The sequence below is a fragment of the Kitasatospora sp. NPDC088346 genome (genome assembly GCF_044740765.1).
In the GTDB taxonomy this organism is placed as follows: domain Bacteria; phylum Actinomycetota; class Actinomycetes; order Streptomycetales; family Streptomycetaceae; genus Kitasatospora.
The window spans coordinates 1-25,480 of the sequence record NZ_JBIURH010000057.1; the positions used below are offsets into that span (position 1 = coordinate 1).

The 25,480-nt window shown below is 75.6% G+C and carries 21 protein-coding genes and 1 pseudogene; 11 read left to right on the forward strand and 11 right to left on the reverse strand.

The window, feature by feature from the left end; translation table 11 throughout:
- A pseudogene (locus tag ACIOFR_RS36805) lies at nucleotides 1-263 on the forward strand (acetyl-coenzyme A synthetase); the annotation flags it as partial.
- A 144-nt stretch (nucleotides 264-407) separates the two neighbouring features.
- Here ACIOFR_RS36805 and ACIOFR_RS36810 read toward each other — a convergent pair.
- The gene (locus ACIOFR_RS36810; RefSeq protein ID WP_401004340.1) at nucleotides 408-3,248 is read right to left on the reverse strand and encodes an AAA family ATPase; all 2,841 of its coding nucleotides are present in this window, start codon (nucleotides 3,246-3,248) and stop codon (nucleotides 408-410) included.
- 264 nt (nucleotides 3,249-3,512) lie between these two features.
- On the opposite strand from ACIOFR_RS36810, the gene ACIOFR_RS36815 reads away from it, so the two are divergent.
- Nucleotides 3,513-6,398 (forward strand): BTAD domain-containing putative transcriptional regulator, encoded by a 2,886-nt coding sequence (locus tag ACIOFR_RS36815; RefSeq protein ID WP_401004342.1) that lies wholly within the window; start codon nucleotides 3,513-3,515, stop codon nucleotides 6,396-6,398.
- A 32-nt stretch (nucleotides 6,399-6,430) separates the two neighbouring features.
- On the opposite strand, the gene ACIOFR_RS36820 is transcribed toward ACIOFR_RS36815, so the two are convergent.
- The gene (locus ACIOFR_RS36820) at nucleotides 6,431-8,080 is read right to left on the reverse strand and encodes a PucR family transcriptional regulator (protein ID WP_401004344.1); all 1,650 of its coding nucleotides are present in this window, start codon (nucleotides 8,078-8,080) and stop codon (nucleotides 6,431-6,433) included.
- A gap of 35 nt (nucleotides 8,081-8,115) precedes the next feature.
- Between ACIOFR_RS36820 and ACIOFR_RS36825 the strand changes: the two genes are divergently transcribed.
- Nucleotides 8,116-9,300 carry an 8-amino-7-oxononanoate synthase gene (locus ACIOFR_RS36825; RefSeq protein WP_401004346.1) on the forward strand — a complete coding sequence of 395 codons (1,185 nt, stop codon included), beginning with the start codon at nucleotides 8,116-8,118 and terminating at the stop codon, nucleotides 9,298-9,300.
- Nucleotides 9,301-9,336: 36 nt separating this feature from the next.
- Here ACIOFR_RS36825 and ACIOFR_RS36830 read toward each other — a convergent pair whose 3' ends face one another.
- Nucleotides 9,337-9,717 carry an HGxxPAAW family protein gene (locus ACIOFR_RS36830; RefSeq protein WP_401004397.1) on the reverse strand — a complete coding sequence of 127 codons (381 nt, stop codon included), beginning with the start codon at nucleotides 9,715-9,717 and terminating at the stop codon, nucleotides 9,337-9,339.
- 93 nt (nucleotides 9,718-9,810) lie between these two features.
- On the opposite strand from ACIOFR_RS36830, the gene ACIOFR_RS36835 reads away from it, so the two are divergent.
- The 7 genes from ACIOFR_RS36835 (at nucleotide 9,811) to ACIOFR_RS36865 (ending at nucleotide 17,031) form a co-directional block, all read left to right on the forward strand.
- On the forward strand, nucleotides 9,811-10,290 hold the full coding sequence (locus ACIOFR_RS36835; protein ID WP_401004348.1) for a MarR family transcriptional regulator: 480 nt from the start codon (nucleotides 9,811-9,813) through the stop codon (nucleotides 10,288-10,290).
- Nucleotides 10,291-10,797: 507 nt separating this feature from the next.
- Nucleotides 10,798-13,089, forward strand: coding sequence for a peptidase domain-containing ABC transporter (locus ACIOFR_RS36840; RefSeq protein ID WP_401004350.1), 2,292 nt, complete (start codon nucleotides 10,798-10,800; stop codon nucleotides 13,087-13,089).
- Entirely contained in the window at nucleotides 13,077-13,244 is a 168-nt protein-coding gene (locus tag ACIOFR_RS36845) for a hypothetical protein (protein WP_401004352.1), read from the forward strand. Before ACIOFR_RS36840 ends, ACIOFR_RS36845 begins: the two co-directional genes overlap by 13 nt.
- Nucleotides 13,241-13,501, forward strand: coding sequence for an acyl carrier protein (locus ACIOFR_RS36850; RefSeq protein ID WP_401004354.1), 261 nt, complete (start codon nucleotides 13,241-13,243; stop codon nucleotides 13,499-13,501). The genes ACIOFR_RS36845 and ACIOFR_RS36850 overlap by 4 nt, the downstream gene beginning before the upstream one ends.
- On the forward strand, nucleotides 13,498-14,868 hold the full coding sequence (locus ACIOFR_RS36855) for a class I adenylate-forming enzyme family protein (protein ID WP_401004356.1): 1,371 nt from the start codon (nucleotides 13,498-13,500) through the stop codon (nucleotides 14,866-14,868). The genes ACIOFR_RS36850 and ACIOFR_RS36855 overlap by 4 nt, the downstream gene beginning before the upstream one ends.
- Nucleotides 14,865-16,607: an AMP-binding protein gene (locus ACIOFR_RS36860; protein WP_401004358.1), complete on the forward strand. Its 1,743-nt coding sequence runs from the start codon at nucleotides 14,865-14,867 to the stop codon at nucleotides 16,605-16,607. Before ACIOFR_RS36855 ends, ACIOFR_RS36860 begins: the two co-directional genes overlap by 4 nt.
- Complete coding sequence (locus ACIOFR_RS36865) at nucleotides 16,594-17,031, forward strand: hypothetical protein (RefSeq protein WP_401004360.1); 438 nt, start codon at nucleotides 16,594-16,596, stop codon at nucleotides 17,029-17,031. Before ACIOFR_RS36860 ends, ACIOFR_RS36865 begins: the two co-directional genes overlap by 14 nt.
- A gap of 2 nt (nucleotides 17,032-17,033) precedes the next feature.
- Here the strand turns inward: ACIOFR_RS36865 and ACIOFR_RS36870 are convergent, their stop codons facing one another.
- Nucleotides 17,034-18,098, reverse strand: coding sequence for a LuxR C-terminal-related transcriptional regulator (locus tag ACIOFR_RS36870; RefSeq protein WP_401004362.1), 1,065 nt, complete (start codon nucleotides 18,096-18,098; stop codon nucleotides 17,034-17,036).
- Nucleotides 18,099-18,243: 145 nt separating this feature from the next.
- On the opposite strand from ACIOFR_RS36870, the gene ACIOFR_RS36875 reads away from it, so the two are divergent.
- The gene (locus ACIOFR_RS36875) at nucleotides 18,244-18,417 is read left to right on the forward strand and encodes a hypothetical protein (RefSeq protein WP_401004364.1); all 174 of its coding nucleotides are present in this window, start codon (nucleotides 18,244-18,246) and stop codon (nucleotides 18,415-18,417) included.
- A gap of 202 nt (nucleotides 18,418-18,619) precedes the next feature.
- Here ACIOFR_RS36875 and ACIOFR_RS36880 read toward each other — a convergent pair whose 3' ends face one another.
- The 7 genes from ACIOFR_RS36880 to ACIOFR_RS36910 form a co-directional block, all read right to left on the reverse strand.
- On the reverse strand, nucleotides 18,620-19,111 hold the full coding sequence (locus tag ACIOFR_RS36880; RefSeq protein ID WP_401004366.1) for a hypothetical protein: 492 nt from the start codon (nucleotides 19,109-19,111) through the stop codon (nucleotides 18,620-18,622).
- 28 nt (nucleotides 19,112-19,139) lie between these two features.
- Nucleotides 19,140-19,826 (reverse strand): LmbU family transcriptional regulator, encoded by a 687-nt coding sequence (locus ACIOFR_RS36885; protein WP_401004368.1) that lies wholly within the window; start codon nucleotides 19,824-19,826, stop codon nucleotides 19,140-19,142.
- Nucleotides 19,827-20,066: 240 nt separating this feature from the next.
- Nucleotides 20,067-20,804 (reverse strand): SPASM domain-containing protein, encoded by a 738-nt coding sequence (locus tag ACIOFR_RS36890; RefSeq protein ID WP_401004370.1) that lies wholly within the window; start codon nucleotides 20,802-20,804, stop codon nucleotides 20,067-20,069.
- A 17-nt stretch (nucleotides 20,805-20,821) separates the two neighbouring features.
- A complete protein-coding gene (locus ACIOFR_RS36895; RefSeq protein ID WP_401004372.1) occupies nucleotides 20,822-22,372 on the reverse strand; it encodes a methionine--tRNA ligase in 1,551 nt (516 codons plus the stop codon).
- A 29-nt stretch (nucleotides 22,373-22,401) separates the two neighbouring features.
- The gene (locus tag ACIOFR_RS36900; RefSeq protein ID WP_401004374.1) at nucleotides 22,402-23,385 is read right to left on the reverse strand and encodes an aminoglycoside phosphotransferase family protein; all 984 of its coding nucleotides are present in this window, start codon (nucleotides 23,383-23,385) and stop codon (nucleotides 22,402-22,404) included.
- Nucleotides 23,382-24,584, reverse strand: coding sequence for a cytochrome P450 (locus ACIOFR_RS36905; protein ID WP_401004376.1), 1,203 nt, complete (start codon nucleotides 24,582-24,584; stop codon nucleotides 23,382-23,384). Before ACIOFR_RS36905 ends, ACIOFR_RS36900 begins: the two co-directional genes overlap by 4 nt.
- A 104-nt stretch (nucleotides 24,585-24,688) precedes the next feature.
- A complete protein-coding gene (locus tag ACIOFR_RS36910) occupies nucleotides 24,689-25,477 on the reverse strand; it encodes a class I SAM-dependent DNA methyltransferase (protein ID WP_401004377.1) in 789 nt (262 codons plus the stop codon).
- Between the last annotated feature and the right edge of the window lie 3 nt (nucleotides 25,478-25,480).

The following is a 25,480-nucleotide window of genomic DNA, read 5'->3' on the forward strand; positions in this document are numbered from 1 at the left end:
TCCTCCGCCACACCGCCACCGCCGACGACGACCTCATCACCGACCTGCGCAACCACGTCGGCCGCACCCTCGGCCCCATCGCCAAACCCAAGCAGGTCCTGGTGGTGGACGAGCTGCCGAAGACGCGTTCCGGCAAGATCATGCGACGCCTGCTGCGGGACGTCGCGGAGAACCGCGAGGTGGGCGACACCACCACGCTCACCGACTCCTCGGTGATGGGCCTCATCCAGGCCGGTCTGGCCGCCTCACCGGCGCAGGACTGACCCCGGCGCCCAGGTCCGGACAAGACCTGGCCGGTCCCCGCAGCCCCGCTGCGGGGACCGGCTTCGCGTTCACCCGTCCGGGCGGCAGACCGGAGGGGGCGGGCCCGTGCGGCCCGCCCCCCTCCCCTCCGTACCGATCCCCTGTCAGCAGTCCCCGGCCGTCCCGCTCAGCGCCTCGGCGAGCTCGGGGCGGCCGGCGATGCCGAGTTTGCCGTAGGTGTTGGTGAGATGGACTTCGACCGTGCGCAGCCCGACGAACAGGTGCTGGGCGATCTCCCGGTTGGTCAGGCCCTGGGCGGCCAGTGCGGAGACCCGCCGCTCGGTGGGCGTCAGCGCGTCCACCCCGCGGAAGGTGCGGGTGCGCGGACGGTCCCCGATGGCCCGCAGTTCGGCCAGGGCGCGGTCGGCCAGGGCGCGGGCGCCGAGGCCGTGGGCCGCGTCCACGGCCTGCTGCAGGTGTTCGCGGGCCTCGTCGAACCGGCCGGCCCGGCGGGCCTGGGTGCCGAGGTCGGAGAGCGCCTGGGCGAAGGAGAACCGCGCGGTCGTCCCGCCGAGGACGTCGACGGCCTGGCGGAGCATGGCGAGCCCCTCCGGGCCGCCGGTGACCGCGCCGGCGGCGCGCAGCGCCACCCCGACGGACTCGGGCACGCCCCAGGCGCGGGCGCGGTCCAGCTCCTCGGCGGCCAGTGCCCGGGCCGCCGGGCCCTCCCCGAGCGCCGCGTGCATCAGGGCCGCCTCGGGGCGCCAGGACAGGAAGCCGGTGCCCGGCATCGAGCGGGCGCACATCCGGGCGCCGCAGGCGAGGAAGTCGGCGAGCGCCTCCTGTGGCCGGCCCTCGGCCGCCCGCAGCCGGCCGCGGACCAGCAGCACGTAGTCGTTGACCCAGTGGCCGTCCAGGTCGCCGGTCAGTCCGGCGCGCTCCAGCTGGGTGGCGGCGGCCTCGACCTCGCCCTGCTTGACCAGGGAGTCGATCAGGATGGCGTTCGGGGCGACGCTGTAGCTGTTGTGCGGGCCGACCCCGATCTCCTCCAGGGACGCCAGCGCGTCCAGGGCGTCCCGCTGGGACTCGACGATCCGGCCGAGCCGGCTGTTCAGCCCGGCCCGGGCGGCGCTCGCCCGGGCGCAGACCAGGGCCGAGCCGCGCTCGCGGGCCTCGGCCACAGCGGCTTCGGCGTAGGGGAGGGCGAGGCCGGCGTGCCCGACGGCGCCGAGCGCCAGGACGGCGCCCAGGTAGACGCCGGACTGGTCGTCGGCCGGGTGCAGGCCGGCGCTGAGCGCCTTCTGCGCGAAGGCGATCACCTGGGCCGGGTCCTCGCCGGTCATGGCGGCGCGCAGGCTCAGCAGGGCGGCCATCGGGCGTTCCGCCACGCCGCCCTCGGCGTCCGCGAGATCCAGTTCCAGCAGGCGGGGCAGGACGGCGGCGGCCGAGCCGGCCTGGCTGAGGCTGGCGAAGGCGAACTCGGCCTCCAGCCGGAGCGCGTTGTCGGCGTCGTCCGGGCGGACGGCGTCGCTGGTGCTGCTCAGCACCGCGAGCCCGTCGGGGTAGCGGTCCAGGGCGAACAGGGCGCCCGCGAGGGTGCGCGCGGCGGCGGTCCGCTCCTCGGGGCAGCGGGAGAGTTCGAGGCCGCGCTGCAGGTGCTGGACGGCGGCGGGCACGCTCGACGCGAGCTCCGCCTCCCCGCGGGTGATCAGCAGGCTGGCCCGGTCGCCCTCGTCGAGCGGCTCGCGCAGGGCCCGGCGGGTGTACTCGGCGGCGCGCTCCGGACGGCCCTCCCGGACGGCCTCGGCGGCGGCCCGGCGCAGCACGTCCGGGGTGCCGGGCTCGCCGACCGGGCACAGCAGCAGGTGCCCGGCGACCTGGCCCACCGGGGCCTGTCGGGCCAGCAGCAGCCGGGCGGAGCGCAGGTGCAGCTCCTGCCGGGTGCTGGGCAGCACCCCGTCCGCGACGGCGGTGGCCAGGGTGGGGCAGACGAACCGGACGCCGTCGCCGCAGCGGACCATCAGTCCGGCGCGGACCAGGGCGTCGGCCGCGTCGGCGGCCTGGCCCTCGGTCAGCTCTGCGGCGCCGGCGATCAGCTCGACGGCGGGCGAGCCGCCGAGCACGGCCACGGCCTGGGCGACGCCTGCCGCGTACCGGCCGGAGTTGGCGAGCAGCGCGTACACCGCCCGGCCGACGTCCGGCGGCACGTGCCGCAGCAGCTCGGCCGCCGTGCCGGGGCCGGGGGACAGCCCGGCCGCGTGCAGCGACCGCAGCAGGGCGTAGAGCAGGAAGGGGTTGCCGCCGGTGACCCGGTGGCACTCCGCCGTGAAGGCCGGGTCGGCGCTCTCGCCGAAGAGTTCGAGGACGACGGCCGCGATGTCGGTCGGGCTCAGCCCGCTCAGCGTCAGCTGGTGGCGGAACAGCGGCAGGGCGGCGCCGAGCGGCTCGTTGTCGGCGGCGGCGCGGCCCGGGCCGAGGGTGGCGATCACCACCACCGGCAGGCTGCCGGCCCGCCGCAGCAGGTAGCGCAGCCAGCGCAGCGAGGCGGCGTCGGCCCACTGGAGGTCGTCGACGACGACGACCAGCCGGCCGAGCGCGGTGAGGTTGACGGCCAGCCAGTAGAGGCCGTTCAGGATCACCGGGTCGGGTTCGTGGCCGGGCTCGGCCGGCGGCAGGTCCGCGCCCGGGACGGTCCACGGGGCGAGGACGGTGGCACAGGCGCCGGCGTGCCCGGAGAGCAGGCCGCGCGGGCCGTCCCGGAGGGCGTCCACGGCCAGCCGTTCGAACAGCTGCCGGACGACGCCGAAGGCGAAGCCACTCTCCAGCGGGTCGCCGGAGGCCACCACGACGGTGTCCCCGTCCTGGCGGGCCCGCTCGACGGCGGCCCGCAGGAACCCGCTCTTGCCACTGCCGGAATCGCCGTGGACCAGCACGGCGGTGCCGGTGACCGGCCCGCCCAGCAGTCCGACGAGTCTCTCCAGCTCGCACTCGCGGCCGATCAGCATGTGCCCCCCCGGGCTCGGCGGTGGTGTGGAGCGGTGTCCCGGCGGAAGGGTGCGGCGGCCGAACGCCTGTACCATCCGGTGGAGGCTTTGTCGATACCGTCTCCGCGGGTGGGGTGCGGGCGGCGGTGGTCGGCCGGGACGGCTCGGGAACGGGACTTCGGTGCGGTTTCGGTAGGCAAGATCGTTCGATGGGCAGGGGAATCCGGACACCCGATGGTCCCGGGACCCTGTCACGGGCCGGTAATTTCCTGATAATTCGGAGCAATGGCGGGCTCCGCGGCGGTCCGGACGCACCCGGACGACACGAACGGAGTGGACGTGGACGGACTGCGCATCGCGGTGCTGGGCCCCCTGCGGGCCTGGCGCGCCGACCGCGAGCTCGACACCGGGACGGCCCAGCAGCGCGCGGTGCTGGCCGCGCTGGCGCTGCGCGGCGGCCAGGTGGCCTCCGTCCCGGAGCTGGTCGACGGACTGTGGGGCTGGGACCCGCCGGCCAGTGCCGTGGTCGCCCTGCGCAACCACGTCTCCCGCCTGCGGTCGGTGCTGGAGAGCGACCCGCGCAGCCCGCGGGCGCTCGTGTCGGTGGCCGGCGGCTACGCGCTGCGGCTGGCCGACGGTGCGCTGGACGCCGACCGCGCGGAGCTGCTGGCCGCCGAGGCCGCGCGCGCCCGGGCCGCCGGCGACCTCGACCTGGCCGCCCGACGGCTCGCCGAGGCGATCGCCCTGTGGGACGGCATCCCGCTCACCGGTGTCCCCGGCGACTACGCGGAGCGGCAGCGGGACCGCCTCGCCGAACGGCGCCTCGCGCTGCTGGAGACCCGCCTGGAACTGGAGCTCGCACTCGGACGGCACGCCCACGCCGTCCCCGAGCTCACCGCGCTCGCCGACGAGCACCCGATGCGGGAGCAGCTGCGGGCCCTGGAGATGACGGCGCTCTACCGCAGCGGCCGGCAGGCCGCCGCCCTCGCCGGCTACGAGCGGACCCGCCGGCTGCTCGCCGAGGAGCTCGGCATCGACCCCGGACCGGAACTGGTCGACCTGCACCGGCGGATCCTGCGCTCCGACCGGGCGCTGGCCGCCCCCGAGCCGGCCGCGGTCGCCCCGATGACCCAGCTGCTGTCCGCCCCGAGCCTGCTCGTCCCGGCCCAACTACCCTCCACGGTGGCCGACTTCACCGGACGGGAGGCTCACGTCGGTGAGCTGGTGACCCTGCTGGAACGTCCCGCCGCCACGGTCTGCGTGGTGCACGGCATGGGCGGGGTCGGCAAGACCGCGCTGGCCGTGCACGCCGCCCACCGCGCCCGCGACCGGTACCCCGACGGCCAGCTCTACACCGACCTGCGCGGCGCCGGCGCCGACCCGGCCGATCCCTACGCCGTCCAGGAGCAGATCCTGCGCGCCCTCGGGGTGCCGCCCGACACCGTCCCGCCCGGACCGGCCGAGCGCAGCGCGCTCTACCGCTCCCGGCTGGCCGGCCGGCGGCTGCTGATCGTGCTGGACAACGCCGTCGACACCGAGCAGGTGGAGCCGCTGCTGCCCGGCGCCTCCGAGTGCGCGGTGCTGATCACCAGCCGCAACCCGCTGCCCTGCCTGCCGGTCACCGGACGCACCGCGCTGGAGCCGTTCAGCGAGCCGGAGGCGCTCGCCCTGCTGTCCCGGATCGCCGGCCCGGAACGGCTGCGGAACGAACCCGACGCCGCCCGCGCCCTGGTCCGCACCTGCGGCCTGCTGCCGCTCGCCGTCCGGATCGCCGCCTCCCGGCTGGCGGCCCGCCCCCGCTGGAGCATCGGCGCGCTGGCCGAACGGCTCACCGACCGCGCCCGCCGGCTCACCGAACTGGAGAGCGGCAGCCTCGCCGTCGACGCCGCCTTCGAACTCTCCTACTCCGCGCTCGACCCGGACCAGGCCCGCGCCTTCCGGCTGCTGGCGATCCCCGAACTCCCCGCCCTGTCGCCGGGCGCCGCCGCCGCCGTCCTGGACCGCCCCGAGCGGGAGGCCGAGGACGCCCTGGAGGCCCTCGCCGACGTCGGCCTGCTGGAGTCCACCGACCCCGGCCGCTACCGCTACCACGACCTGCTGCGGCTGTTCGCCCGGCACCGCACCCTGGAGTGCGACCCGGTGGACGAACGGGCCGCCGCGCTCAGCGCACTGGCGCGGTACTACCTCGGCGGAGTGATCACCGCACTGCGCCTCGAACGGCCCTACAGCCGACTGCCCGACGCCCTGGACCCGGAGCTCAACCACGGGCCGCGGCTCGGCGGCCAGGCCCACGCCCAGCGCTGGGTGATCCGCGAACTCCCGGGCCTGGTCCGGCTGGTCAACCAGATCGTGCTGCACCCCAGCCGGCCGGTGGGCCCCGAGGACACCCGGACGGTCGCGGTGATGCTGGCGGCCCTGCTGCCCTCCACCGACCTCCGGCTGCCCTGGCGCGCCCTGATGCCCGCGGTCCGCGAGCTGGCCCGCGCCGCCGAGCAGGGCGACGACCCGCTGGTGACGTACCACGCCTACACCGTCCTCGCCGTCGCGCACGCCTTCGACGGCGAACCCGCCCAGGCCCGCGACCTGGCCCGGCGGGCCTACGAGGTCGAACTCACCCGCCCCGCGGACGGCGTCCTGCGGCAGCGGGCGCTCTATACCAGGGGCGTGGTCGGCGCGATGGACCAGAGCTCCCTGGACGAGGCGGTGGACCACTTCGAGCAGTGCCGGGCGGTGTCCCTCGCCGTCGGCGAGACCGGCATGGCCGCGCAGGCCGCGCTAGGCCTGGCGCACGCCGAGTGGGCCCGCAAGGAACCCGCCCGGGCGCTCGCCCACAGCCGGGACTCGCTGCGGCTGTGGCGCGACGCCGACTGCGCGCTCGGCGTCGCCTTCGCGCTGCGCAGCGCCGGGCTCGCGCTCAACGCCCTCGGCCGGCACGACGAGGCCACCGCGGAGTTCACCCGGGCCCTCACCGTCTGCGCCGAACACGGCCTGCAGACGCAGCGCGCCCACACCCTGCTCGCCGCCGCCACCGCCGAGTGGGACGCCGGCCGACCCGACCGGGCCGCACCGCTCGCCGCGCAGGCCGCCGCCGAGCTCGACGACCTCGGCGACACCGCGGGCCGCCGCCGGGCCCAGGAGCTGCTGGACCGCACCCAGCTGACCTCGGCCTGACCTCGGCCCGGCCCCGGCCCGCGCCGCCCGGCTCAGGGCCCGCGCTGCGCGTCGTGCGCCAGCAGCGCCACGTACAGCGAGGTCAGCTGTTCCAGGTCGGCCAGGTCGATGCCCAGCAGCTCCTCGATGCACTGCAGCCGCCGGTAGAGCGCGGGACGGCTGATGTGCTGCTCCTGGGCGGTCAGCGACTTGTTGCGGCCGGTGCTCAGGTAGCTGCGCAGCAGCTCCAGCAGCTCCGGGCGGTCGAGCAGCGGGCCGAGCTCGCGCTCGATGAAGGACTGCAGCTGCGGGTCGTCGCGCAGCAGCCGGACCAGGCCCCGCAGCCGGACGTCCCGCAGCCGGGCGAGCGGGCCGGCCGGCGGGGACGCCAGGGCCGCGTCCGCCACGTGCACGGCCTCCAGGAAGGAGCGGTGCAGCTCGTCCAGCACGGCGCAGCCGAAGCCCGCACCGGCCACCGCCGCCACCCCGCGGGCGGCCAGTCGCTCGTGCACCCGCACCGCCAGCCGGTGCAGCTCCGCCTCCGGGTCCCCGTCCGGCGGCAGGCTCAGCAGCACGGCGACCGCGTCCGGCCGGATCCGGGCCGCCAGGGCGGCCGTGCCCTCCTCGGCGAGCACCCGCTCGACCAGCTCCCGCAGGTCCGCGACCTTCCCGCGCGGCCGGAACACCACCGGGACGAACGTCCGCCGCCCGGTCGGCAGGCCGGCCGCGCGCACCCGCGGCAACAGCTCCTCGGGACGGGCGGTGCCCGAGGCCAGGTCGGTCAGCAGGGCCTCCGCGGCCTGCTCCTCCCAGCCCCGGCCCCGCTCGCCGAGCAGGCGGTGCAGGGCCAGTGCCTCCGCCGCCCGGGCGCCGACCACCCGGGCGGTCCCGGCCGCCCCGGGCCGGCCGAACAGCACCAGGTGGCCCCACTGCCGGCCGCGGGCCTCCAACCGGGCCACCACCCAGCCGTCCGGGCCCAGCGTCACCGGGCCGTTCCCCAGCAGCGCGGCGACCTGCCGCGACACCAGGTCCCAGTCGCGCAGCAGGTCGCCGAGCGCCGCCCGCTCGCCCGCCGAGGCCAGCACCCGGTGCGCCAGGTTCACCACCACCGCCGGCCCGCCGCCGTACGCGGAGATCTCCTCCAGCAGCCGTTGCAGCGGGACGCCCGAGAGGTTGAGCGCGGTCAGGGCCGTGGTCATCCGGTCGGAGAGGTCCAGCGCGGCGAACCTGCCGTGCAGCAGCCGGGCGTGCACCTCCTCGGTCAGCCGGGTGAACGGCGCGGGGCGGTGCAGCACGATCAGCGGCACCCCGCAGCGCTCGGCCGCCCGCCGCATCGCCTCCGGCGTGGTGCGGAACGCCCGGCCGAGCCCCAGCACCACGGCCGCCGCCTCGGCCCGCTGCATCGACTCCACGTACTCCACCTGCCGGCGCTCGTCGCCCGCCAGCAGCACCCCGGTGGTCAGCACCATCTCGCCGCCGGACAGCATCACCGCGACATCGGTCGCCTCCGCGACGTGCAGCCAGCGCACCGGCCGGTCCAGCCGGCCGGGGCAGGCCGCGATCTCGGGCTTCCAGGCGGCCACCGGCTCCAGGCCCAGCACGTCCCGCACGGTCAGGTGGGCACCGTCCAACTCCGCCTCCCCCGGGAGTGATCGTCGGAGTCTATGCCGCCGGTCGCGTCCGCGGTGTGCCCCGGCGCACATTGCCCGCCCCGGGCCGCGGATGACAGAGTGCGACCATGGTCCACCCCACCGTGCCGCAGAGTTCCGACGTCCGGGCCCCCGGCCCCGCCGCCGTCTTCGACTGGCTCGACGAGGCCGCCGAGCTGCGCGCCCGCGCCGGGCTCACCCGTACGCTGCGCAGCCGGCCGGCCGAGGACCCGGTGCTGGACCTGGCGAGCAACGACTACCTCGGCCTGGTCCACCACCCGGCGGTCACCGGCGCCGCCGCCGAGGCCGCGCTGCGCTGGGGGGCCGGCGCGACCGGGTCGCGGCTGGTGACCGGGACCACCGCGCTGCACACCGAGCTGGAGGACGAACTCGCCGAGTACTGCGGCTTCGAGGCCGCGCTGGTGTTCTCCTCCGGGTACGCGGCCAACCTCGCCGCGCTCACCGCACTCACCGACCCGGACACCCTGATCGTGTCGGACGCCTACAACCACGCCTCGCTGATCGACGGCTGCCGGCTCTCGCGCAGCGACGTCCACCGCGCCCCGCACGCCGACCCCGCGGCGGTCGCTGCGGCGCTCGGCGCCCGGGCCCACCGGCGGGCCCTGGTGGTCAGCGACTCGGTCTTCTCGGTGGACGGCAACGCAGCCCCGCTGCCCGCCCTGGCCGCCGCCGCCCGGGCCCACGGCGCGGCCCTGCTGGTCGACGACGCGCACGGCCTCGGAGTGCTCGGCGAGGGCGGCCGCGGCGCTCTCGCCGCCGTCGGGCTGGCCGGCCGGCCGGACGTGGTCGCCACCGTCACGCTGTCCAAGTCGCTCGGTTCCCAGGGCGGTGCGGTGCTCGGCCCCCGGCGGGTCGTCAGACACCTCACCGAGACCGCCCGCACCTTCATCTTCGACACCGGTCTCGCCCCCGCCGCGGCCGGCGCGGCCCTCGGCGCCCTGCGCCTGCTGCGCGCCGAGCCGCACCGCGCCGACCGGGCCCGCGAGGTCGCCCGCACCCTCTCCGCCCGCCTCACGGCGGCCGGTCTGCGCGCCAGCACGCCGGACGCGGCCGTGGTCTCGGTCCGGGCACCCGGACCGGAGGCGGCGGTGCGGTGGGCCGCCGACTGCCGTACGGCAGGGCTCGCCGTTGGCTGCTTCCGGCCGCCGTCCGTGCCGGACGGCGTCTCCCGGCTGCGGCTGACGGCCCGGGGGGACCTGACGGACGCCCAGATCGAGCACGCGGTGTCGGTCATCGCGGCGACGGCTCCCTGAGCGGAGCGCCGGCGGCCCGGCCCGTCGGGCGGCGACTCAGGCGGTCTTGACGGGTTCGGCGAGCCCGGCGGCTCCGGCGGCGTCGGTGGCCCCGGCGCGGCCCGGTGCGCCGGCGCGCCGTCCCCGGCCGGCCAGCCGGCAGCCGAGGCAGTCGGCGTGCCCGGCCATGGTGTCCCGGACCCGCCAGTCCCACTGCGCCTCGGGGCGCGGCCCGCTGGGCTTGCCCCAGCCCGCCAGGTGGAGCAGCCAGGTGGTGACGGCGCCGGCGGCGACCAGGACGGTGCCGAGCCCGATGCCGGGCACCGAGCCCGCGCACATCGCCACTCCGGCGATGGTGAACCCGCTCAGCGCGATCGCCGAACCGGTCCACCCGGCGACGGTGTGGCCCATGTCGTGGTGTCCGTGCATGGCGCTCATCGCTTCCTCCAGGGGTGCGGGGGGCATGGCAAGTAGGCTGGAGAGACCGTTTATCTCACAAGCTAAGTATCTTAGAGGCTAAGGGGAATCCTGATGGAGGGCAAGCCGCGCCCGCCGGCGACGGCCGAGCAGGCGCACGCGGCCATGGACCAGATGATCGCGCTGAGTCACATCGGGCAGGAGGACATCGCCCGGCGCCTCGGCCTGAGCACCACCGACCTGACCTGCCTCGGCCACGTCATCGGCGCCGCCGCCGCCGCCGAACCGATCACCGCCGGCGAGCTCGCCGTGCGCGCCGGTCTGACCACCGGCGCCGTCACGGGTGTCGTCAACCGCCTCGAACGGGCCGGGTTCGCGCACCGCCGGGCCGATCCCGCGGACCGGCGGCGGGTGCGGATCGTCCCGGACGCGACGGCCAACGTCCGGGTCTTCGAGATCTACGAGCCGTTCTACCGGCGGCTGGGCGAGCAGTTCGCCGATTACTCGCCCGCGGAGATCGCCGTCCTGGCCGACTGGTTCAACCGCACCACCGGCCTGATGCGCACCTACCTGGACGAGGTCCGCAGGGCCTGATCCGCCCGCGCATCCGATCGCACCCACCGGGCCGCCCGGCCGTACCGTCGTACGGCCGGGTGGCCCGTGCCGTTCGTCCGGCCCTTCCGCGCCCATTTCCGGAATGTCCGACGGAATGGCGGAAGCGGCTTTCCCGGTATGGCCGCCGCGTCTCGCCGGCGGGACGGGCGATCCTGTGAAATGCGGCCATTATGTCCGGTTTTGAAGACCTATGCCCGGCGCTTTCCGTGAGATTTACCGAACGCCCTTGAAACGCCCCGGAATCGCCTCCATATTGATCGTCAACCGCTCCCGAAATACGGGATCGACCGTCGAACGGAGGGGCAATGGACAATCCGGCGGACAACGTCGCCCGAGCCGGCGACGAGCTGGACGACATCGTCGGCGGCGCCCTCTCGGTGAACGCGCCGCGCGTTTCCTGAGCAGTCACTTCGCGGCGGCGTGGGCACGACCACGCCGCCGCCGCCGTCGTTCCGGACCAGAACCGGGGACAAGGAGACAGGAGCAATGACCGAGCGATCGCGGTTCCGCGCCGAGGCGCTCAACCACCACGCCGGGCACGACGCCCACGGGCCGGTCCTCGGCGCCGACGCCGCCGCCCACCGGCCCGGCTCGTGGCCTCAGCGCGTCCGGCTCCTGCGCGAGCGGCTGCGCGACGCCCGGCGGGGCGACCGGATACCGGTCTGCTTCCAGACCCAGGTCAGTGACTGCGGTCCCGCCTGCCTGGTGATGACCCTGCGTCACCACGGCATCGACGCCGACCTCGACACGGTCCGCGCCCGCGCCGACTCCGGACGCAACGGCGCCTCGGCCCGCACCCTGCTCGAACTCGCCCGGGGCTACGGCCTGCGCGGGCGCGGCGTCCGGGCCGAGCTGGACAGCCTGCCGCACCTGGCGCCCGGCACCATCCTGTTCTGGAACTTCGACCACTTCGTGGTGCTGGAGTCGGCGACCAAGGACTACGTCGACGTCGTCGACCCCGCCTTCGGACGGCGCCGGCTCAGCCGCGCCAGCGTCGCCGAGTCCTTCACCGGCGTGGCGCTGGAGTTCGAGCCGCCGCTCGCCGCCACCGGCGCCACCCCGTCGGCCCCGAGCCTCGCGGACCGGCTCGGCCCGTGGGAGCGGCTGCGCCCCTTCCTGCCCCGCGGCCGGGAGCTGCGCGCCCTCGCCGCCGTGTCCACCGCGCTGATGGCCCTCGAACTCGTCCTGCCGCTGACCACCGGATACCTCGTCGGCCACGTCCTGCCCGGCGGCCCGATGGACGCCTACTGGCTGGCCGCCTGCGGACTCGGACTGATCACCGGGCTCTTCCTCACCCTGCAACTGGCCCGCTCGCTGCTGGTCGCCAAACGGCAGGCCCTCATCGAGAAGCGGCTCACCTGGGGAATCGTCGAACACCTGGTCTCGCTGCCGTACGACTGGTTCACCGTCCGCAGCCCGGGGGACCTGGCGATGCGGGTCCGCACCAGCAACGCCCTCAACCAGGTGCTCGGCATCACCGCCGTCTCCGCGACCGTCGACAGCCTGCTGATCGTCGTCTACCTGACCGCGATCGTCTTCGCCAACGCCGCCCTCGCCTGCCTGGTGATCCTCCTCATCGCCCTGCAGGCCGCGATCATGGCGATCAGCTGGCGCCGGCAGGTGGAGATCGGCCAGGAGGTGCTGGAGCGTCAGACCAAGGCGCAGACCGAGCTGGTCGAGCTGCTGGAGAGCATCACCACCCTCAAGGCCACCGGGCTGGAGGCCCGCGCGGCCGAGCGCTGGTCGCACGCCCTGGTGCGCGAGGTCGACCGGCGGCTGACCTCCCGCCGCAGCCTGGCCGTCGCCACCGCGCTCAGCCAGACCGTCCGGTTCGGCGCCCCCCTGCTGGTGGTGCTGGCCGGGATCTGGCGGGTGCTGCACGGACAGGACTCGCTCGGCTCCGCACTCGGCTTCATGACGCTGACCATCGCTCTCTTCGCCCCCCTGGAGGGCATGTTCGCGGCGGCGTCCCAGCTCGCCACCATCAGGCCGACGGTCGCGCGGCTCGACGACGTCCTGCGGTCCGTCCCCGAGCCCCGGGGCGAACTGGCCGGCACGGGCGTGCCCGAGCCGGGCCGGATCACCGCCGAGGACGTCTCCTTCCGCTACCCCGGAGCACCCCGCCCGACCCTGACCGGCGTCTCGCTGAGCATCGCCCCCGGCGAGTTCGTCGCCGTCATCGGCCGCTCCGGCTCCGGCAAGTCCACCCTCGGGACGCTGCTCGCCGGCCTCCAACTGCCCAGCACCGGCACCATCACCGTCGGCGGCGCCGACCTCACCCGGCTGGACCGGCCGACCTACCGGGCACAGATCGGCTACATCAACCAGAACGCCCACCTGTTCGGCGGCTCGATCCGCGAGAACATCACCTTCGGCACCGACGGCCTCGACCAGGCCGACCTGATCGAGGCCGTCCGACTGGCCCGCATCCACGAGGAGATCGAGGCCTTCCCGATGGGGTACAACACCCTGGTCGGCCCCGGCGGCCACGGACTCTCCGGCGGCCAGCGCCAGCGGATCGTGCTGGCCCGCGCACTGGCCCGCAAGCCCCGGCTGCTGGTCCTCGACGAGGCGACCAGCGCCCTGGATCCGGGCCTCGAACAGGAGATCCTCACCGGCCTGCTCGCGTCCGGCGTCACCGTCGTGGCGATCGCCCACCGGCTCACCGTCCTGGACCGCGCCGACCAGGTACTCGTCCTGCGCGACGGCCGGATCGTCGAGACCGGCACCCCCGCCGAACTGGTCGCCCACGGACAGGAGTACGCGTGGCTGTCCTGACCGGCCGCCCCGTCCGGCCCACCGTCGAGCAGCAGCGCCACCCGGCCGGGAGCCTCCCGGACCCCGTCCTCGACGGCCGCGCCCACGACCCGTCCGCCCGTCAGGTCCGGCGCGGCCGCCGCGCCCTGCCGCGCGGCCGGACCGCCGCGCTGTGACCACCCCTCACCGAGACCTGGAGACCAGCGTGCCCCCGACCGTGCTCGACCGCGTCCTCGCCGCCGCGGCGGAGGTGTTCGGCCGCCCGACCGCGCCCGACGACGACTTCTTCGCCCTCGGCGGCGACTCGATCGCGGCCGTCGAACTCGCCCTCCTGCTGGAGGAACGGCTCGGCCGGGAGGTGGACACCACGACGGTCGTGGACGCCCCCGACCTCGCCGCGCTGGCCGCCGCACTCACCGCGGACGCCCGATGAAGCCCTACCTGTGGAGCCCCTGGGCGAGCGCCGCGGCCCACCCCGGCCGGCCCGCCGTCCTGGTCGACGACGAGGTCTGCGACTTCGCCGGACTCGTCGCGCGGGCCGACGCCTTCGCGGCGGGCCTGCTCGCCCGGCTGCCGGACGGCGCGACGGTCTCCACCGACCTCCCGGTGGGGCCCGACTTCTTCGCCCTGACGCTGGCGGCACTGCGCCACGGGTACGGGCTGTTCCCGGTCCACCCCTGGCTCTTCGACTCACCCGTCGCCGCCGCGCTGCTCGGCGACCTCGCCGTGGAGCTGCACGTCTCGGACCGCGCCCCGACCGGCCTGCCCTGCCCGGTGGTGGATCCCGTCCGCCTGGCCGCGGCCGGACCGGGTGCGGCGCCCACGGGCCCGCCGCCGCGCGCCGGACACCTGGCTTTCACCACCTCCGGGACGACGGGCGACCCGCAGGCGGTGCGCCGGGCCCGGCCGCCCCGCCCGTACAAGGGCGTGGCGGTCGACGACCGGTACGGCGCCGGGCCGGAGCGGGGCCCGCACCTGATGGCCAACCCGACCTACCACCTCGGCACCCTCGGGCCGGCCCTGCACGCCCTCCAGGCGGGCAGTGCCGTGGTCGTGCAGCGCACCTGGTCGCCCCGGCGGTTCGCGGAACTCGCCGACCGGCACGGCGCGGACAGCGCCTTCCTCAGCCCCGACCAACTGCTCGACGTGGTGCAGGCCCGGATCGCCCCCCGCCGCCGGCTCGCCGTGGTCTTCCACGGCGGCGACGCGTGCCCGCCGGCGGTCAAACGCGAGGCGATCGACCTGCTGGGCCCCGTCCTGCACGAGTACTACGGCACCTCCGAGGGCGTCGTCACGGAGATCACCACCGAGGAGTGGCTGCGCCGCCCCGGCTCGGTGGGCCGCCCGCTGCCCGGCATCCGGGTCGAGATCCGGCGCGAGGGCCGGCCGGTGCCCGGCGGGCAGCTGGGGGAGATCTGCGTGCGGCTGCGCGCGGCGGACGACGGTGCCCTGGTGCGCACCGGGGACGCGGGCTTCCTCGACGAGGCCGGCTACCTCTCGGTGATCGGCCGGGCGGAGAGCCCGGACCGGTTCGACCGCGCCCGGCTGGAGCACGAGATCCGGCTCGTCCTGGAGGTCGCCGACGTGGCCGTCGTGATGCACGAACGGCCGGTCTGCTTCGTCGAGACCCGGCGCGACGGCGCCACCGACCCGTCCGAGGCGGTGCGGGCGGCCGCCGCCCGGCTCGGCCTGCCCGAACCGACCGTGCTGGTGCACCCGGCCGGGACGCTGCCCCGGACGCCCAGCGGCAAGATCCGCCGGGCCGCGCTGACCGCAGGCCCGCAGGAGGGACCCGGGTGAGGTCCGCGGCGGTGACGCCGGCCGACCAGCCGCTCGGCGCCGGACCGGCCGGGACGGTCCGGGACTGGCTGCGCCACCACGCCGGGCGCCGGCCGGACGCGGTGGCGGTGACGGCGCTGGACGGCGGTACGGCGCGGGGCCGGCTCACCTACCGGGACTGGTCGACGCTGGCCGACCGGGCCGGCGCCGCGATGCGGGCGCACGGCGCGCGCACCGGCGACCGGGTCCTGCTGGCGCTGCCGAACGACGAGTCGTTCCCGGCGGCGCTGGTGGCCGCGGTCGGCGCCGGGCTGGTCGCCGTCCCCGTCCCGACGGTGGAGGGCGGGCGCGTCGAGAGCGCGCGGGAGCGGCTGCTCGGCATCGTCGCCGACTGCCGTCCCGCGCTGCTGGTCGCCCCCGAGCACCGGATCGCCGCGCTCCGGTCGCTGGTCGGTCCCGCGGGCCCGCGCTGCGTCGCCTGGCAGCGGCTCGCCGAGGGCCCGGCGCAGGGCCCGGCCGGGTCGGACCCCCGGGCCGAGCCCACCGAGCGCACCGAGCCCACCGAGTTCGCCGTCCTGCAGTACACCTCCGGTTCGACCGGACACCCCAGGGGCGTCGCGCTCACCCACCGGGCGCTGCGCGCGAGCTGCGCGCAGGCGGCCCGGGCCTACCGGGAGAGCACGGCGGACGTGGCGGTCACCTGGGTGCCGCTCCACCACGACATGGGCCTGGTCACCGGGGTGCTGCGGCCGCTGTTCACCGGGTACCGGTCCGTGCTGCTCTCCCCCCGCGACGTCGTCCGCGCGCCGGGCCGCTGGCTCGCCGCGGTCTCGGAGCACCGGGGCACGCTGTCCAGCGCGCCGGACTTCGGGTACGCGCTCTGCGCCCGCCGGGTGCCGGAGGCCGAGCTGTCCGGCTACGACCTCTCCAGCTGGCGGGTGGCCCGCAACGCGGGCGAGGTGGTCCGGGCGGAGACCGTCGAGCGGTTCACCGCCCGCCTCGCCCCGGCCGGCCTGCGCGCCGGCGCCGTCCTCCCCTCGTACGGGCTGGCGGAGGCCACCCTGACCGTCACCGCGTGCACGGCCCAGGCGCCGCCGCTGGTGCTGGAGGTCGACCGGGAGCGGCTGGCGCACGGCGAGGTCGTCCCGGCCCGGGACGGCGCCGCGGCCGTCCGGCTGCTCTCCAGCGGGGTGCCGCTCGCCGGGACGGAGGTGGAGATCCGTGGCCCCGGCCGTGGTGGCGCCGGCGGCGGCCGGCTCGGTGAGGTCCTGGTGGACGGGCCGCAGCTGTTCGCCGGCTACTGGCCCGGGCGGCGCGCCGAGGGGCCGCACCCGACCGGGGACCTGGGCTTCCTGCACCGCGGGCAGCTGTTCGTGGTCGGCCGGGCGGACGACGTGGTGGTGCACCACGGGCGGAACTTCCACCCGCCCGACATCGCCGCGGCGTGCGCAGGGGTGCCCGGACTGCGCCCCGGGCGCTGCGTGGCCTTCTCCGTCCCCGGCGGGGGCGTCTGCGTGGTGGCGGAGCTCGCCGACCCGGCCGTCGACGCCGTCGCGGCCGTCGAGGCGCGGCTGCGCCGCGCCCTGGCCCGGTCGCTCGGCCTGTACGTGACGGAGGTGGTGCTGGTGCCGGCCGGCGCCCTGCCGATGACGACCAGCGGGAAGCCCAGGACGGGCGAGACCGCGCGTCGCCACCGGCTCGGGACGCTGCCGGCGCCGGCCGGTCCGCCGCCGGGGGAGGAAGGACGTGAACAGCGGTGACGGCGCTGCGCCGCACGTGCGGGAGCTCGCGCTCTTCCTGTCCGTGCACCGGGACCGCGCCCCGGGCCTGCTCTGGCCCGAGCACGACCACCCGGCCTGCCGCCCCTGGGCCACCCGGGCCGTGATCGACCTGATGGCGGGGGAGCTGGCCGGCCTGGTGGGGGCCCGGGTGTCGGCCGTCTCCGGCGACGGCACGGCGCGCCGGGCCCGGGGCGGTCCCGAGCCGGCCCACCTCCTGGTGCGACAGAACGCGGGCGCCGGCAGCTGGACCCTGCGGCCCGGGCCCTGGGGTGCGGTGACCGAGCCCTTCCACTGCCGGCTGCGGGCGGACGAGGTGCTGTACGTGCCGCCGGGGTGCGGCTGGTCGGCCGACCTGTCACCCGGCTCGCGGTACCTGCTGATCCGGATCGAGGGTGCGGGCTGAGGTCAACACCTGCTCTGGGCGATCACGGTCTCCGGGACCTCGGCCAGTGGCTCGTCACCGTCCAGCAGGCCGCCGCGGGCCGCGGCGACCCCGGCCTGGAAACGGCTCTCCACACTCAGCTGCTCCATGACGTCCGCGATGTGGCGCCGGACGGTGCGCAGCGACATGCCCAGCCGGCGGGCGATCGACTCGTCCTTCAGCCCGGAGGCGAGCAGCCGCAGGATGGTGCGGTCGACCTCCCGGGCGACCTGGCCCAGGCCCTGGCTGGCCGCGTCGACGAAGGGGGTGGCGTGCGCCCAGGCCTGCTCGAAGATCTCGGCGAGGTAGGCGACGACGGAGGGCTCGTTGATCGCGACCGCGCCTCGGGTGCCGTCGTCGGGCGGTATGAAGGCGAGCTTCCGGTCGAAGACGACGAGCCGGCCGAACAGCTCGTGCGCGGTGCGGTACTCGGCGCCGATCGCGGAGGCGGCCGCGACGTAGGCCTGGCTCGGGCCGTTGAACCGGGCGGTGTGGTGGTAGAGCGTCCGCATGCGCACGCCGCGCTCCAGGATCGTCCGGTCGCGCTCCATGGCCTCGTCCATCGCCTCGACCACGCGGCTGCCGCCGCCGGGCTGGCTGGACAGCACCTCGACGGTGCACTGCTGGGCCGCCTCGGTGAGTGCGAGGCGGACCTCCAGCATGCTGGTGATGACCCGGAAGTGGGAACTGCCGCGCCTCAGGTGGCGGGCGTGCCCCGCGGTGAACCGTGCCAGCTCCGCGTGGGCGCGGGCGAGTTGCTCCTCGGCCTCGCGGATCCTGGACCGCACGGGCGTGGCCAGCTGCGCGCCGGCGATCTCGGGCGACACGGCGAAGCCCTCCGTCGGGTCGTGCGGGTCGGGTTGGACGAGCCGGGCGGCGATCAGCCGGGCGAGTGCCTCGCGGACCGTGTCCTCGTCCAGTCGCAGGTCGGCGGCGATCACCGTGGGGTCGAGATGTCCGTGCGACAGCACCCATTCGTAGACGGTGACATCGGCCTCCTGCCAGTCGGCCTCGACGACCGCCCGGGTGGAATTGTAGCTAATGTCCATTTCTGCTCCCTCTTCGCCTTCCTGTCACAGCACCTTGGTGAAGGGACCGGCCAATTGCGTCAGGATAAGCGCTGGGAAAGGCTGATTCCGGAAGCCCGTTCGGCGCGCCGCCGGACGTCATTTGCTCAACCTCTGGAGGACTTTCATGAAGCGGATCGCTCTCGCACTCGTGGCGGGTGCCGTCGCGGGGCTGGCACTGGTCGCGACGCAGAACTCGTGGGAGCCCGCGCGGCAGTCCGCCCCGGTGGTGGTGGCGGACGGTGACACTCCGCAGGACACCTCCTGGGGCTGGCGCTGGAACCCCCGCATCGTCAGCTGAGGCACCCCGAATAGCCACTCGGCATTTCCGGTCCGCGAGCCGCGATATCCTATCCGGCATCCCGATCGGTAAATACGGCGCGAGTATGAGATGTGCCCCCCGTCGATCGACGGGGGGCACATCGGCTCGTGGTGGGTGTCGCGGAGGCCGCACTCCGGACTCACGCCACGGTGCCCCGGGACCGGACCGCGGTGCCCCGGGCTCAGGCCGTGCCGAAGAGCGCCGCACCCGGCCCCGGGGCCCAGTCGGCCCGCGTGACCGGCCAGCCGGCCGCCCGCAGCGTCGCCACCACGGCGGTGTCGTCGTCGAAGACCACGGCCACCGGCCGGATCGCGGCCAGCTCGGCCAACCGGGCCGCCTTGAGGGTGCCGGCCGCCATCTCGAAGTCGTCCGGCCGCATGACCAGGTGGTCGGTGGGCAGTCCCTGCCGGGCCAGCCAGGCGGTGGTGGCCGCCCGGGTCTTCTCCGGGCGGCCGGTGAGCCAGAGCACCGCGTGGTCCCGGGCGTGCCGCAGCGCGAGGGCGACCCCCTGCCGCAGCGGGAAGTCCCCGCCGGCGGCGGCGAAGAAGGCGTCCCAGTCGGGTCGGGCCGTGTTCAGGTGGTGGACCCGGTGCCGGGGGTCGGCCACCACCCCGTCGATGTCGAAGACCGCCCACGGTCGACGGTCCACCCCCAGGGGCCCGCTCGTCGTCAACTCGCCTTCCTCCTCGCATGATCGATGGCTACTCGGGTGCGCCTGGGTCCGGTGCCGCGCAGGCCCGGTCGGCGAGCTTCACCAGCCAGGCGACGACGTCCTCGCCGTCCCGGTCGGCCGCCTCCCGCCAGCTGGACCACTGGTCCTCGACGAGCTCGAACTGCAGCCTGGTCCGCACGACGCTGGTGGGCTCCGGCGCGGCCGCCGCGCCCCGCACCCGGCGGCGCAGCTCGGTCTTGGACCAGCCGGACTCCGCCGCCCGGTCCAGCCACTGGTCCTGCTCGTCCACCGGCAGCGCGGCCACCTCCTGGTGGTGCTGGAAGCTGAGCTCGTCGCGGCGCCGGGACACCTCGAACTTCCGTGCCACCCACGCGTAGTTGCGCAGGGTCTGGTAGTCCAGCGAGGTCCGCTCGACGGCCTGCCGGTAGCGGTCGGGGTAGGAACGGGCGCCGTAGATCAGCCAGTCGCCGGCCCACCAGGCGGACGAGCTGGCGATCGTGTGCAGCTGACTCCCGACCCGCATCCAGGCCGCGAGCGGAAGGCTCGGCGGCAGGTGGAGGGAGGTCTTGCGGGCCTGCGTGTCGGCGTCCAGACCCAGCCGCCGCTGGTGCTGCGCGTGCGGCTGCGCGGCGCCGCCGCCGTCGACCGCGGCCCTCCTCGGACGCCCGGGGTGGGTGGGGTGGTCACGTCGGATCGAGCCGACCGTCTCGGGCATGAGGAGCCTCCGCAGGCGCTGTCGGGCCGGCGGCCGCCGGCGGGACGGGGATCTGCGCCGGGTCCGGTGGGACGCCGACGGCCGGCCCGGGCGAAGCGGTCGGTGCCGCGGCGTCGCCGGAAGCCGTGATCCCCAGTCTTGGTGGCGCCCGCCGGCCCGACCAGCGGTCCGCTGCCTCATGAAGTGGCCTGTCCGCAAGGGGAAGCGGGGACGGACCGGGACATACTCAGGCGGGGCGGCTCAAAAGAGGCGGCCGAACCCGCAGGAGCGGCACTGGTCGAGGCTGAACTCGCCGCGGACGTTCTCGCGGTGCACCCGCATCCGCTCCGGAAGGGTCCAGGCCTCCTCGATGGACATGTCGCGGATGTTCCCGAAGACCTTCTTGGCGAGGTAGTCCTCGCAGCACAGGATGAGCTTGCCGTGGGCGTTGATGTGCAGCTCGTTCATCACGACGCCGCACGACTTGCGCCGCTTGACCTGCAGCGGGATCAGCCCGGCCCGGTTGGAGGCGTTGGACTTGATCTGCTGGGCGGTCTTGTGGCGGAAGTTGGGCGGGCTGCCGTCGTACATGTCCAGGATGGCCCGGACGCCGGGCGGCGTCTTCTCGCCGTGCTGGGTGACGATGAACGCGTCCACCGAGGCCTGGAGCTCGTGGAACAGGTCGGGGGTGAGGAAGTCGCCGTTGGTGTACAGGGCGATCCGGGCCAGCGGCATCTCCGCGCGGGCCAGCTTCAGCAGGGCGGGCATCCGCGGGTCGGCCAGCGGCTCGCCGTAGTTGTGCGGGCTGAACTGGTTGCAGAAGTTGTTGCGGCCGAGGTCGGAGACGATCTTGGCGAAGAGCTCCTCCGGCATCCGGACCTCGTTGGCCCGCAGGCCGCGGTCGAAGATGCTGTTGGGGCAGTACTCGCAGCGGCGGTTGCAGTAGGTGGTGGTCTCCACCTCGACGAACATCGGCTGATGATCGGCGAAAACTCCCATGGACGTGCTCCTTTCGGTCAGGCGAGTTCGAGTCGGGGGAACAGCGGTGCGGCCTTGCCGAGCGTGCGGCCGGCCAGGTCCGCCGCCGGGTCGGCGACGGTCGATCCCGGGTCCTCGGCCAGGTGGCCCAGCATCCGGTCCGAGGTCGTGGGGACGAACGGGCGCAGCAGCAGGGCGAGCTGACGGATCGCCCGGTAGGCCAGGTTGATGACGGTGTCCAGCGCGGTCGCGGCGTGCGGGTCACCGGAGTCGGCGGCCCGGGCCAGGTGCCAGGGGGCGCGCTCGTCGACGTAGGCGTTGGTCCGGCGGACCAGGTCCCAGATCCGGGACAGTGCCTCGCGGTGATCGTACTGGTCCATCGCGGCCGCCGACTCCAGGGCGCTGCGCTCCATCTGTGCGAGCAGGTCCCGCTCGGGCTGCTCCAGCGGGCCGGCCGCCGGGACGGTGCCGCCGCGGTAGCGGACGGTCATCGCGCTCACCCGGCTGACCAGGTTGCCGAGGCCGTTGGCCAGGTCGGTGTTGTAGCGGTTGACCAGCCGCTGCTCGTCGAAGTTCGCGTCACCGAACGGGGGGAACTCGGCGAGCAGGAAGTAGCGGACGGCGTCCGTGCCGTACCGCTCGATCAGTTCGGTGGGATCGACGGTGTTGCCGAGCGACTTGCTGATCTTGCGGCCGCCGGCGGTGAGGTAGCCGTGGACCACCAGGTCGGTGGGCAGCGGCAGGCCGGCGGAGAGCAGCATCGCGGGCCAGTGCACGGCGTGGAAGCGCAGGACCCCCTTCCCCATCACGTGCACCCGCCGCTGGGCGCCGGCCCAGAACCGCCGGTACGGCTCGGCGCCCTCCGTCCACCCCAGCGCGTTCACGTAGTTGGTGAGCGCCTCCACCCAGACGTACATCACCTGGTCGTCGGAGTCGGGGACCGGGATGCCCCAGCCGCGGGCGCGCTCGACCGAACGGGAGACGCTGATGTCCTCCAGCCCGGCGCGCACGAAGCTGGTCACCTCGTTGCGGCGGGACGCCGGATGGATCGTCAGCTCGCCCGAGGAGATGGCCTCCAGCAGCCGGTCGCCGTACCGCGACAGTCGGAAGAACCAGTTGCGTTCGGTCACCTCCTCGGGCGCGGCCAGGTGCTCGGGGCACAGGCCGTCGGTGAGCTCCGCCGGTGGGTAGAACTGCTCGCAGCCGACGCAGTACAGGCCGGTGTAGTCCTTGCTGTACAGGTCGCCCGCGCGCTCCAGCCGGCGCCACAGCTCGGTGGCGCCCCGGAGGTGGTCGCGGTCCGCGCTGGTGCGGATGAACCGGTCGACGTCGATGGCCAGTTCACCGAGCAGCTGCTCGAAGCGGCGGGCGTTGCCGGCGACCAGCTCGCCGGTGGACACGCCCGCGCGCTCGGCCGCCAGGACGTTCTTCAGGCTGTTCTCGTCCGAGCCGCTGAGCAGGAACACCTCGTGCCGGCGGGCCAGGTGCCGGGCGAAGGCGTCGGCCTGGACGTACTCGAAGGCGTGCCCGAGGTGTGGTCGGGCGTTGACGTACGGGATCGTCGTCGAGACGAAGGCGGTACCGGGCATGACTCCTCGATCGGTTCTCAGGTGGGTGTTCATCGCGCCCCCGGGTACCAGGTCCGGCGCCGCCCGAGCCAGTGCAGCGCGGTGGCGGCCTCCGCCCGCTGGAAGGCCCGGATCGGGGCGGTGCCCCAGTCCGTGGGCTGGCGGGCCGCGGTGGTGAACCGGCCGGCCAGCGCGGCGAGGAGGGCGTCCACCGCCTCCGGGTCGGCCCGCCGCGCGGCGGGATGACGCAGGAACAGCGCGTCCGGGTCGGCCACCCCCTGCACCGCGGCACAGAGCGCGAAGATCATCGGGTCGATCCAGTCCTGGCCGCGCGCGGCCCACGCCCAGTCGACGAAGGTGACCGAGCCGCGCCGCACCAGGATGTTGTCCGACCGCAGGTCCGAGTGGAGCACCGCGTCGCCGTACGCGGCCTCGGGGAAGCCGGCCTCCAGCGCGGCGAGGCGCTCGGCGTGCGGCCGGGCCCAGGACGGCACGTCGGCCAGGGCGTCGCCCCGGGCCAGCAGGTGGTTCCAGCCGACCCAGTCCGCGAGTGCGCCGCCCCAGCGGGACAGCCCCGGCGCCGGGCGGTCGGCCGCCACCGCGGTGAGCCGGGTGAGCGCGGGCAGCACCGCGTCCAGGTCCGCGGCGCGCCAGGGCACCGACGGGGTCCGCCCGGGGACGTCGTCGAAGAGCAGCGCGGTCCAGCCGCCCTCGGTGATCAGGCCCCGGAAGGCCGGCACCGGCAGGCCCCCGGGCAGCGCGGCGGCGACCGCCGCCTCCTGCTCGTAGAGCCGTGCGCTGACCGGATCCCCGTCGAGCGAGACGGCCTTGACGAAGGCCCGGCCACCGTCGGCGCAGCGCAGTCGGGACGCCGCCCCGCGGGAGAAGCCGCCGCTCTGCGAACGCGCCGCGGCGACCGGCGAGCCCAGCCGCGCCTCGACGGCGGACCGCAGCGCGGCGGGCAGCGCCGTCCACGGGCGACGGGTGCTGCGCACCACGGGCACGGACCCGGGCGCGGTGGCGGTGGCGGTCACGGGCGGGCCTCGGCGGTCACCCGGGACGGTTCCCGCATCCCGATGCCGACGTTCCACTCCACCCGCACCCGCGGCAGCTCGCCGTCACCGGCCGGCACGGTGTCCAGCACCGCGCGCACCACCTGGTGGACCACCGACTGGCCCAGGCAGGCGTGCCGCCCCCGACCGAAGGCCACCGAGGGCTGCGCCCGGTCCCAGCGGAACTCCAGCGGTTCGGGGAAACGCCGGGGATCCCGGTCGGCGGCGGCCAGGACGAGCACCACGCGCGCCCCGGCCGGGATCCGCCGGCCGTGCAGGACCAGCTCGCGCACCGCGCGCCGGGCCGCGAAGTGGAACGGGGTGGCCAGCCGCACGGCCTCCGAGACGAAGCCCGCCGGGTCGCTGCGGTACCCCTCCCGGGCCCGTGGACCACCGGTGACCGCCTCCAGCGCGACGGCGAGCGCGGCCACGGTGGGCTCCAGCGCGCCGGTCACCAGCTGGGCGTAGATCGCCACCGCGTCGGCCGGGCTCAGCGTGCCTTCCCGGACGGCCGTCCCGACGGCCGCGGCGAGGGGGCTTGCACCCCGCTCGCAGGCCCGCCCGACGTACTCGCCGAGCCGGTCCAGCGCCTCGCGGGCCTCCCGGATCACGTCCAGGTCGAGGTCGCGCCGCCCCACGAAGCCGATCAGCTGCTCCGAACAGTCCACCAGGAGCGCGAGGTCGTCCGGGTCGACGCCGAGCAGCGTGCTCAGGGCCGCCCCGCAGGCCGGACGCAGCAGCCGGTCCAGCAGGTCGCCGCTGCCCTCGGCGGGCAGGCCGGCGGCGGGCAGCACGGCACCGACGGCGGCCTTCAGCCCCGCCGTGGTGTCCGGGGCGAACGCCGCCCGCAGGACCCGGCGGACGACGCCGTGGTCCGGCGGGTCGAGGAAGATCGGCCAACGGCCCAGGAAGGCGACCAGCGGTTCGGCCGCGGAGCGCTGCTCGGCGGTGAGCTCCCGCAGGAACGGTTCGGCGCTCCGGGCAGCCAGCCGGTCGTCGGTCAGCAGGGCCCAGACGTCGTCGAACCGGGTCACGTACCAGGAGCCGGTCTCCGGGTGCCAGAGCACCGGGGTCAGTTCCCTGACCCGGTCGAACCAGCCGAGCGGGTCGGTCGGGTCGAACGGCGGGGATGCCTGTCGGTCCGCCGGCTCGGCGGCGGGCTCGGGCGCGGTGACGGCCACGGCGTTCCTTCACGGTGCGAGGGGTGTACGGGGGACGGAGGACGGAGGAGGGGGCCGGCGGGGACGGACCGGGGACGGGATGCCCGCCCCCGGTCCGTGGCGCACTACCGGGCGTCCGGCGCGCCGGAGCGCACCAGCAGCCAGGTCTCCCGCAGGGACTGCGGCGTGACCGGGCGGTCGCCGTAGTCCTCGGTCACCGCGACCACGGTGAAGCCGGCGGCCCGGGCCGCGGCCCGGATCTCGTCGTGGTCGAACCACCACTGCCGGTGCCGCTCGGTCTGCCGCCGGAACTCCGTCCCGGCGGCGGTGAACAGCGAGATCGCGAACTCGCAGCAGCGCCGCTGCGGGTCGTACCGGTTGCGCCAGACGTACGCGAAGTCGTCCAGGTCGTCCCCGTAGTGGCTGTCGCCGAAGACGTGCTCCAGCTTGTGCCGGGTGTTGAGGTCGAAGACGAACCGGCCGGCGGGCCGCAGCACCGCCGCCACCTCCCGGAAGAGGTCGGCGAGCTGCTCCGGCGCGAAGTAGTTGACGCTGTCGAAGCAGCAGACGGCCGCGTCGAACGACGCCTCCGGCACCGGCAGCGGCGCCGGCAGCCGGACCTCGTGCAGGGCCGTACCGGCCGTCACCCGCTCCCGGGCGCGGTCCAGCATGGCGGACGAGCCGTCCACCCCGGTCACCTCGAAGCCCCGGTCCTGCAGCAGCCGGGTGATCGTCCCGGTACCGCAGCAGACGTCGAGCACCGTGCGGACCGGGCCGTCCGCGGTGAGCAGCCGGCCCAGCCGGTCGGCCCAGCCCGGGTAGTCGTTGTCCGTCGTCCAGCGGTCGTAGACGGCGGCGAGCGCGTCGTACGGCGCGAGGCCCCCGGTGGGGGCGGTCGGCGGTGAGCTGGTCATCGG